The 10031-nt window shown below is 57.6% G+C and carries 6 protein-coding genes; 5 read left to right on the forward strand and 1 reads right to left on the reverse strand.

Annotation, left to right across the window (positions count from 1 at the left end; translation table 11 throughout):
* Positions 1-90: 90 nt before the first annotated feature.
* From NLF94_RS20525 to NLF94_RS20545, 5 genes are all read left to right on the forward strand, one after another.
* On the forward strand, positions 91-1890 hold the full coding sequence (locus NLF94_RS20525) for a TrbL/VirB6 family protein (RefSeq protein WP_254841481.1): 1800 nt from the start codon (positions 91-93) through the stop codon (positions 1888-1890).
* 154 nt (positions 1891-2044) lie between these two features.
* On the forward strand, positions 2045-3223 hold the full coding sequence (locus NLF94_RS20530; protein ID WP_254841482.1) for a hypothetical protein: 1179 nt from the start codon (positions 2045-2047) through the stop codon (positions 3221-3223).
* Positions 3224-3291: 68 nt separating this feature from the next.
* Positions 3292-4569 carry a TraC-like domain-containing protein gene (locus NLF94_RS20535; protein WP_254841483.1) on the forward strand — a complete coding sequence of 426 codons (1278 nt, stop codon included), beginning with the start codon at positions 3292-3294 and terminating at the stop codon, positions 4567-4569.
* A gap of 220 nt (positions 4570-4789) precedes the next feature.
* A complete protein-coding gene (locus tag NLF94_RS20540) occupies positions 4790-7429 on the forward strand; it encodes a VirB4 family type IV secretion system protein (protein ID WP_211087391.1) in 2640 nt (879 codons plus the stop codon).
* A gap of 159 nt (positions 7430-7588) precedes the next feature.
* On the forward strand, positions 7589-8047 hold the full coding sequence (locus NLF94_RS20545) for a hypothetical protein (RefSeq protein ID WP_089768562.1): 459 nt from the start codon (positions 7589-7591) through the stop codon (positions 8045-8047).
* Positions 8048-8143: 96 nt separating this feature from the next.
* Here the strand turns inward: NLF94_RS20545 and NLF94_RS20550 are convergent, their stop codons facing one another.
* Positions 8144-9451, reverse strand: coding sequence for a M48 family metallopeptidase (locus tag NLF94_RS20550; protein ID WP_254841484.1), 1308 nt, complete (start codon positions 9449-9451; stop codon positions 8144-8146).
* Positions 9452-10031: the final 580 nt, after the last annotated feature.

The following is a 10031-nucleotide window of genomic DNA, read 5'->3' on the forward strand; positions in this document are numbered from 1 at the left end:
ACGTCATCCAGCATCCTCTCGGCCAAAATTCAAGACCGTCTCTTAGGTATCGCACCTACAGCTCAACAAACCGTTTCCTCCACTGCGGCGATGGCTGCCCTCCCGATCATTCCGCTATTTAATCCCCTTGACCCAGAGGATTGGTTCGAGGGGATCGTCAACACGCTCGCGACCGGCTTGACGAACGTCCTGGGCGAGGTTTTCGTGGGAATGGTCCAGGAGTTTCTCGTTATCGACCCGTTGTACTACCAGGAAGGAGCGAATGCAACTTTTATACAGAATCTCCAGTACTCGCTGATTCTCTTTCCGACCGTCATCGTCCTCGGAACGATCGCGGCACTCTTTTCGGAAGCCCCAGAGGGCTCCTATTTACGGCAGGGAATCCGTATTGTTAAAGCCCTCTTCGCACTCGCTCTCATCCGTCCATTCCTCCACGTCGCTGTCGTCTTCACGAATAGCGTTACGAAGCTCGTGATGCCCGAGACTTACGCGGTCTCCCTCGCCGGCCCCGCCCTCAACAACGCCATCGGCGATTTGATGGGCTCGGCTATCGCCGCTGTGCTCGTTTACCTCGCCGCCGGTACAATCTCTCTCATCGCTATCGCTCTCGTTGTGATGATCCTCTTCCTCCGCATCTTTATGATCCATCTCGTCTACACCGCTTTCCCGATTCTGCTTGTTATGTGGTACACCGACTGGGGACCACTCCGGTACGCGAACGACGTCGCTATGTTTGTCTTCAAGGTCACAGCGTATCTCCTCCTCGCGGGGCCGCTCATCGCGCTCGCTCTTCAGACCGGCTGTAGTATGTCTGCCCCGGACATCTGTGTGGCTAACGCGAGCGGGGCTCACGGCCCGGAAGCACTCACTGCCGGAATTGACCCATCGCAGAATAAGCTCGTCCTTTGGAAGCGGTTCCTCGGCTGGCTTTCCGGCCTCGGTCTCGCCGGTTTCGTCGGGATCCAGGCCCTGTCGATGGGTGGGAGTTCCGCCGGTCATCTTCTCGGGTTTAGTGGCCTGAGTGCGTTACGCGGCGGTGGCAGCGGTAGTCCGTCTTCGTCCGGAGGTAGTGGTGGAGGAGGTGGCGGTGGACCGACTCCGTCCGGTGGCGGTGGCGCCGGACAGCACACCCTCCGAAACTTCGGCGGCGGTAGCGGAACCGGCCCAAAGGCGTATGGAGCGACTGGCTCAGCAAAACCCGAATTCCACCCCCGACAGGCAGCTAGTTCGGCGAAAACTAATCTGAAACAACGTGTCTCATCGGCACGGGATACTGCACGGAGTAACGCGCAGCGCGCCTACCGTGGCGTAAAATCACGGAAAGAATGGATGAGTCAGGCTACGTGGGGACAGGGCGCTCGAGCTGGGGCCGGATTAGCTGGCGGTGGCGTGGCGCTCGGTGCTCGCGAGGCAAAAGCGGGTGTGAGCCACGTGAAAAATAATCTCAACGAGCCGATTGCGAATTGGCCCGGCCACGCCTATCGGCGGGCGAAGAACGGCAATTGGAACCCACCGAATGACGATCTGGGTGCAAGTACGGAAAGCGAAGTCACAGCGGATAATGAAGTGTTGGCACTACCTGAGGGGGATCCGCCTCTCCCAGAGGGTGAGACTCTGACCCCAGAGTATGAAGACAGAGCACTCGATCCCAAGGAAGCTCAAGCGGTTGCTGGCGGGTCCGACATCGAAGACGCGAATCCGCATTCGGTCAACGAATCAGTCCAAGCTTGGTACGACCGCGTGAAGGCAAAGGACCAGCAAAAAGTGGAGGCGATGCGCCCTGACCTCATCAATCGAGATGTCTCCCCGCCTTCCTCCTCACCATCGGAGGAACAAATCCAGGAGTCCGTCGACGACTACGTCGATAGAACCCGCAACACAGACTCATAACGATTCAACCTGAATCCCTCCACTGGTACCGAGTCCCCTCCAGGACCACATTAGAACCAGTAATTGACCCTTCTATGCTGTTGCTCGAGGGGCTTATTCCCGGCTGATATTTTAAATAGCAGAACGCGGTAGATTAGTACAGAAACACAAACACATGGGTTCCGAAACGACCACCGCCCGTCGCGTGCTGGCGACTCTCCCTAGGCACCCACTCTCGATCTCGGATTTCATCAGCCTCCAAGCACCCGATAGTTTCGAATCCACCTCCACCTTGGACGGAACCGACATTCACACCCGAGTCGACAACTCCAACATTCAAAATCTGGGCGGCGTCGTCGCTATCGGTGATGACTGGGTCGACCGTGAGGGCATCGTTGGCTTCCGCTTCATCGCCGGAGACACTTGGTTCGGTGTCGGCTTCGAACCAGAGACTGGCTGGACCATCCTCACCGAGGATTCCATCGACGAGAAGTTCTCGCAGGCTATCGATGATCGTATCGCGACTTGGGCAACCACCTTCTACGAGGAGGAAACCGTCCGGCCGTCGTTCTATGATACTTTCGCGGCCGCCTGTGTGTCCCAGCTTCCACCGCGCCCGCTCCAGCACGGTGAACTCGGGGAGATACTCACTCCTGGGGGGATTTACCAGGAGTCCTTCGTTGAGGTGGTTCCCGTTCCCATCATCCAGATCGAACACACCGACAAGGTCATCGCCTTTTTGATGAAGGTTACTGCCCCTGATCGGTCCGGTCACGTCGTTGAGTATGGGTACCGCCTCCACACCGACGGCGTCTGGCGCAAGGCATGGGCTGACATCATCCCCGGCGAAGAGACCGAGGAAGTCGGTCTTCGTGATCGGCCAGTCGCCACTCTCATCGATGACGCCAATCAGGATTACTTGAATGAGATCGACTTACTCGTGGAGCCTCCGACCGATCACATCCAGATCGAGGTCTACATCGATGTGATGTCACCAGAGCCAGCACCCGGTGGTATGTGGACTGCGGCATCTGACTGGTTCCCATCCATCGAGTACGGTGCTCCTATCGTGGGCCTAAATACTGATGAGAATCCGGGCGAATTGACCGTCGTCGGCTACCTCGAGGGAACGGAGACCGCCGTTTATGTCGGTCTCAACCGCCAGGATGACACGTGGGAGGAGATCATTTCTTTCGACCGCCCCGCCGACAAACGACAGGACACGGAAGTTGTCAATGCTATCGACGGCTGGCTTCAGAGCCAGTACGGCGCTCTCGTTGGGCCGTCGCACCACCCGCTCATCCAGCTCACCGACTGGGAGTCGAAGGTTCCCGACCTTTTTGCTTCCAAGTAATCGACCTCGATGTCAATCGGGGAGAGAATTTTTAGGCATTCACGACACGTATTCACACGAGACGTCCCATGAAACGGTACCCAGTAGCCGGCCAGTTACTCGAGCATCGCCTCTTCTTCGGACTCAGCGTCAGCGATCTCGAAGTCGGCGTAATCCCACTCGCCGCTATCATCCTTGCGTCCGGTATCAACAACGTCTTCGAGCCCTCGTTCAGTGGGCTACTTACTATCGGAAGCGGGATTCTCGGCCTCCTCGTCGGCTTGTACGTTCTCTGGCGAACACCTGCCGGTCAGACCCCTCGCGAGTGGCTCTTCGGGGCTGCAAAACACATCGTGGGCCCGGATCGCTATCTCTGGCAACCCGTCGAACGCGGTCTCGTTTCTGGACAGCACCTTGACGACATCCGTACTCTACATTCTGAGGATTCCGAAACCTCCGACGACAACAGCGATCCGGACCCAGAATCCTCGTCCTCGAGTGGCCCCCAGCAGTCCGCCTCAGATGATAACAGCGGTCAGCAAATCGTAACTGACGGCGGGCAGATGCACTCTCGCGAACGCCCACAGCGTGACCCGAGCCAGTACTACCACCAGCTCACGCAGGAGGAAACAACAACGCAGGCGCAACTAGCTTTCGAGTATGTTCGCGAAGACGGCATTCTAGTCACGGAGAGCGACAACGAGGAACCTGCGTACGTCGGCCTTGTTCACATCACCCCGACGAGTTGGCTTTCCCTCGACGATGAAGGACGCCAGTCTACGATCAACGCGTACGCTGACGTTCTCCGTGGAATCTCCTACCCCTTCCAAGTGCTCGCCCTTCCTCGTGAATTTGATCTGACGACGCACTTCGAGGAGATCGAACGTGCAGCCTACGAGGCCGAGGATCCGCCAGACATTATGCAGCTTGGTCGGTCGACGTACATCGACTGGCTCAATGAGTCGGTCGGTACCCGGCGAGTCAAAGTTCGTGATTTCTACATCGCCGTTAGGGTCGAGAGTTCGCACGTCCGAGAACAGTCCTATGGACACTCTACAGACGTTGTTTCGGGATCTCTCTTCCAGCGAATCGTCGGCTGTGTCAATTCTGTCACCTCCTCAGTTCGTTCTCGGATTGGCTCGAATACCGACGACGACGTCATCGAACGACAGTGTATTTCTGAAGTTAGAAGTCGGCAACACGAGTTTGCCGAAGCACTCCCCAGGACCGGTGTTCAGACCGAAGTGATGGACGACCGGGCAGACGTTCTGGACGTCCTCTACCGCTACTACAACCACGCTGACTCACCACTCGACGAGTATTCTCCCAAATCCTACGCGGAAGTTCTCCCAGCTCGCCGGTCGTAGTGATTCCCGACCATCTCAGCATTTCTTCCTCCATCTTCTCGACTGTTCCTGCGGCGCTTGAGGTATCACCACTGCCAGCGTTACCCCACGAGTGAATTATCTCCGCACTTTGTGGGGTAACTCGCTGTCCTCCCTCAACCCACTTGCCGAAACGTCTACTTTGTGGAAAGCTATCAACGGGCGAAACCATTTACCGAGGCACTACGTATCCCACGATAGCATGAGTAGCGTCCCAGTAGCCTGGGTACTCGGAATAGCATCCGCTACCGGGCAAGTGCAACAGATCATTCAGACGATCCAACGAGCGATTCAAGGCGGCCCGAACGCCCCGTCACCATTCATTCTTATCGGCGTCGCCGTCGGCGTCGCCCTCCTCCTCGGTCTTGGTATTCTTGCGTCACGCCGACTTGTCGGTTCGAGCCAACATCCATCTACAAACGCAACGAACGGCGCACCTGAGACGGAGGTCGACAGCGGCCGTCTGAATCGTCTTCTCTCTTGGCTTCCCGGTGGTTCTGGATCTATCCCTGGTGCCGGTACCTCCGCCCGAACAGATCCAGCCAACGTCAACCTCGAGAAAATCGACGACGAAACCTTCGACCGCGCCGTCAGCATCCTCGAACAGGAAGGCCGAGAGACGAGTCGGGCAAACATCCGTGAACAGGTTGCTCGCCTCATCGACTTTGAGGCCGCAGACCCCGACGAATTCCGCCTTGGACTCATCCAAGACGCCGACAGCCAAGCCCAGATCGACCAAGCGAGCGTCGCCCCACCAAGTATCGTCCCCGAAGATCCAACCACTCTCTACCGGAACGGCGAATTCGTCCGTATCCTCACTCCCGCAAGCGCTCCTGAGAGTGTCTTCGGTGGCTGGCTTATCAACCTCACCACGACCAATCTTGATGTCCGCGTCAGCTATCATCACACTCCCCGCGACCCCACGACGATTCGTGGTGCCCTCCAGGACCGTCTCACTGAACTCCAGATCGCCCTTTCTCGGAAGGAGGAAAAGGGCGCGACAGACTATCACGAAGACCTCAACCGCCGGGAAGAACTCGATCGTCTCCTTCGTCGCCTCACCGAAGGGACGACTCGACTCTACGACATCGGTATCTACATCGAAGTCGCTGGCAGTACCCGCGATGAACTCGAAGAGACCGCTCGGAAGGTCCAGCAACTCGTGGCTGACCGAGACGTCGAACTCGTTCCCCTTGAATTTCGCCAACTTGAATCCCAAGACGCGATCGCACCTGTCGTCTCCGACCCCATCCAGAACACGGACCTTATGGAACACGACGCGGCGGCCACCCTCTTCGGCTTCGTCGAGCCCGCCATCGCTCACGAGGACGGTGTCCTCTATGGCTTCGATGAGACTGGAAACCCTGTCATCGTCGACCGATACAGCCTCTCCGGCTTCTCTAAAGTCATCACTGGGAAGATCGGGTCCGGAAAAACGTTCGCCGCGAAACTTTCTCTCTGGCGCCGTCTCCTCATCGACCCTGAATTCACGGCTATTGCATTCGACCCCACCGGTGACGACTTTGTCGACTTCTTCGAGACCCTCGGTGGCGATGTCGTCACCTTCGGTGGCGACGTCACCATCAACCCGCTCGAAATCCACCGCGGTACGGGTGAGGCTGAAGACCCCTACAAGGACAAACTCCGTTCCTTGACGGGGATGGTGCGGACGTTCTACGATCAGAGCGGCGACAGCCTGAGCGCCGAACGTGCTGGTCTCATTCAGCAGGTCTTCCACCTTGCATACCTTATGTACGGTATCACTTCCGAACCCCGCACTCACGAACGCGAAAACCCCACTATGGAAGACGTCCTCGACATCCTCAAGGCTCTTGCTGATGGTGAGGACCCACTTGAATTCGTCAGCTACCAAGGAGACGCTACCGAACTTCACCGTGAGGAACGCGACGAGCTCGATGAACGCGTCGACGAAGTCACCTCCCGACTTCAGTCGAAGGACGATAGCAACCTCAAGTCCGAAGCTAACAGCCTCCTCCGCTCGCTCGAAGCCTTCCAGCCAGGTGGCGTCGCTGCGAACCTCTCTGGGAAGACGACCGTCGACCTCGAGGACGAGCGGCTCATCGTCTTCGATATGAGTGCCTTCCAGGATACCAATCAAGCCCCTCTCCTTCAACACGTTATGCTTGATTGGAGCTACCAGCGGGCTCGCGAGAACTCCCGCCGGATGGAGGTCATCTTCGAGGAGGTTCACTACCTGCTCAGTCAGAAATCTGCCCGCTCGCTCATCGGCCTGTTCACCCGCCATTCCCGACACTTCAACGCTGGCTTGACGCTCATCTCCCAGACTGCAGAAGAATTCATGCAGGAGACCGACGATGTCCACTCACCACGCGCGATCTACGACCAGTGCGACATCAAGCAGCTGTTTTACCAGGAATCAATTTCAGACGAGGTGATCGACTACTACGACCTCTCCCCAGCTGATGTCGAGGCCATCCAGAGCTTTGCACGTGGACAGGAGTCCGAGTTCAGTGAATGTCTCCTGAGCGTCACCGGAATCGCGCGTCGACACCTCGAAATCCACGCGAGCGAGCTCACGGTTGATCTCCTTACTGAACCTGAGACGGCCGCCGCAACCGCTCAGTTGGTTGAACAGCGTCGCCAACAGGCTGCCACCGCCCGCAGTGAACAGACTACCACCCAACCAGAGGAGAACGCCGAGACTGCCGGTGGTTTGGGCGAAGAAGCTGCTGAGAAGGAAACTACTGACTCCAGTACGACACCCAGCGAAACGAGTGAGCCACCAACTGACCCCATCACAGACGGAAGTGGGGGCTCATCCTCCTCTGGGGACACTGCTGACGACACTAATTCCGAATAATACCCTTCCCTTCTCTTCTCGCTCCGTCTACCTTGCCTCTCGTCATTTCACACCTTCCCTGTAGTCCACCAGTACAATCGGAGAGAGCGGGTTTTCGCCTGTACCCCCGGTGGAGTTAAGTGTTAGACCAGCATGGTTCAAACTAACCGGGAGACAGATATGACCAGCGTACTCCTCGGTGTCCAGCTCGCAGCTTTTGCCATCGCGGATGCCCTCCCTGGTGGCCTACGCGGGCTTGGACTCCTCACGGCTGCCCGCGCACAGTTCGCGACCATAAAAGCCGACCTGATGGCTCAGGCCGCGCCGATTTGGACTCGGCAGATGAGTGTGATCTTGCAGGCAGACTGTCCAGATGGGACTGAGGTTAGCTCAAATGAAGTCATCCAGTCCATCCACAACATCAACGACTTCATCTTCCTCCTTGGATGGACGCTCGTGCCCGGAGGATTCGTCCTCGGAGGTATCCTCTACTTCTACGGCTGGAACCAGTCTTGGAAAAAGCGGGGCCTCCGGCTGATGGTTGGCGCGGTCGCGATCGCCGGCGTCATCCTTCTTTGGGGCGCTATCGCTAACCTCATCCAGTGGGCGACCGGCGGCACTTGTGCGCCCACCACGTAACGGCGTTGAGTCGATTATTGGCGCTGGCAGACTGCCGCCTTGCCGTCCCCATCTTCTCGGCATCATCAGTAACTACAACCTGTGACCACGCTCTTGTTAAGGCGAGCTGTCACACCCCTGTCGCTCTCGGAGTACCGCAATCCTGTCCTCGACTGAGGGGTGCACTCGAAGGAACCACTCGATAACAAACGGAGCCCCCCATGGAAGGGACGACGTCTCCGTCTTTTTCGAACTCTCCCTCGCTCGGAGATCGGCAACCGACTGCAATGCGGTTATCGCGGTCTCACTTCCCACCCGTTGTCGTTCGTATTCGTCGGCAGCCAACTCAGCTCGGCGAACCCACCGTACGAGGCCGAACCGGAACCCGAACGCGAGAATGCCCATCACCACACCGAGTGTCTGCATCGATGGCGAAACAACCGCGAGTATCCCACCGACACCACCGAAGAAAATCAATCCGGCCCCAGCAGCGAGGCGAAGATGTCCAAGAACGTGATGCCCGTGCTCGTGGTGGAGGATTGCGCGGAGTGATTCTGGCGAAATACTGTCATCTTCGAGGAGGGTCTCGCCAACGAAGACCCGGCGAAAGGGCCAGATACCCGCCGCCATCGCCGTCGAACGAAGCCCCACCGTGGCAACCCAAATCGACGTGTGGGGGTCAGCATCGATCTCCTCTGGTACGATCGCTGCGTATTCTTCAGGTGTGAGCGGCCGCGCCATATTCAGAAACGGCAAGAGCGTGATTGCGAAGAACAGGTAGGTGAACGTGAGCGCCCAGGTCACCGGCATTCTGAGCTCAGATGGAATCGGCAGCGCCGTCCACGGTGCTACAACTAATATAAAGAGTCCACCAACGACCAACGCAACCCGGAGAGCGTGATCGTGGCGCGCCTCCGGCGTCTCAAGATGACTTGTCGTCTCCCTCCAAAACATCGAGATGAACGGCGCACCTGTCACCGCCAAACACCCGAAATAGCTCGCAAGGATGAGCATCGGAAAGAGTCCTTTGACGACGACATTCGGTGAGGGCATCGGATATTCTGGCGTTAGTCTAACAAAGAACACCCAGACCAGAGTGGTGAATCCACCACTGACGATAGACCCCCCTAAGAACAGCACGAAGAAGTTGTTCAAGTGATGTGGAAGCCAAGAGACCCACCGAAAGCCTTCGGACACTTCATATTCTTCCGAGGCGGTTTGATCCGTGTTTTCCGATGATTCCGTCGACGCCGATGCCTCTTCGCGGTTCAACCTATACTCATCGTAACGGTTTACCGCAGCACCGATCTGCCAGCCAAGTGCCACTGCGATAAGCATCGGGACCGTCACCCCGACGAAGAGCAGCGCCGTCGCCGATGTAACCCCAAACACGAATCTGACCAGAACATAACTGAAGCCCGCCACTATAGGGGCAGTAAGAAATACACCCAACCCCCACCAGACCAACGTATCGACCGGCGAAGGTAGCCACGCAAGCGACGAACGAGCCTCGGATAGGACTCGTCGCCACCGTGGACAGGGGCTTGAGTCGCCATTCGAGGGCATCTTTTACCGTAGATCATGCTATCTGAACCCAAAAATTGTCCGGGGGAACTCCAGTCCCTCGACCCACTGGCTATGAAAACGATTGCTTAGGAGACATCAGCGCATCGACTGAGCGAGCAATCGACCGGCCCCAAACTCCCGAATAGTATTTTACGCTGAGCAGATGAAATATCTGTAGAGGTCACTACTGGCTATGCCGACGCTCCCAGCCTTCACTCGAGCTTGGCTCTCGCCGGCCCCGCTCACCGATGACCATACCCAGTCGCCGCCCGATGCAAGGACAGATCGTACTTCGCATTCGTCGCGGTCGGTAGAGCCGACCCAGACGTCTCGATCCACTCGCTTAGGCCGCCCGAGGAATCGCCGTCCCCTGTACGGTGTTCTGTTGACCCTGAGCGTCATCGGTATCCTACTCACGGCGGCCACTGGCCCAGCTCTC

The sequence above is a fragment of the Natronomonas marina genome, assembly GCF_024298905.1.
Taxonomy (GTDB): Archaea; Halobacteriota; Halobacteria; order Halobacteriales; family Haloarculaceae; genus Natronomonas; species Natronomonas marina.

Bases quoted from the DNA above. Each gene is read 5' to 3' on its own strand.
- NLF94_RS20525 (WP_254841481.1), top strand. From the start codon at position 91: ATGGCTGCCCTCCCGATCATTCCGCTATTTAATCCCCTTGACCCAGAG.
- NLF94_RS20530 (WP_254841482.1), top strand. From the start codon at position 2,045: ATGGGTTCCGAAACGACCACCGCCCGTCGCGTGCTGGCGACTCTCCCT.
- NLF94_RS20535 (WP_254841483.1), top strand. From the start codon at position 3,292: ATGAAACGGTACCCAGTAGCCGGCCAGTTACTCGAGCATCGCCTCTTC.
- NLF94_RS20540 (WP_211087391.1), top strand. From the start codon at position 4,790: ATGAGTAGCGTCCCAGTAGCCTGGGTACTCGGAATAGCATCCGCTACC.
- NLF94_RS20545 (WP_089768562.1), top strand. From the start codon at position 7,589: ATGACCAGCGTACTCCTCGGTGTCCAGCTCGCAGCTTTTGCCATCGCG.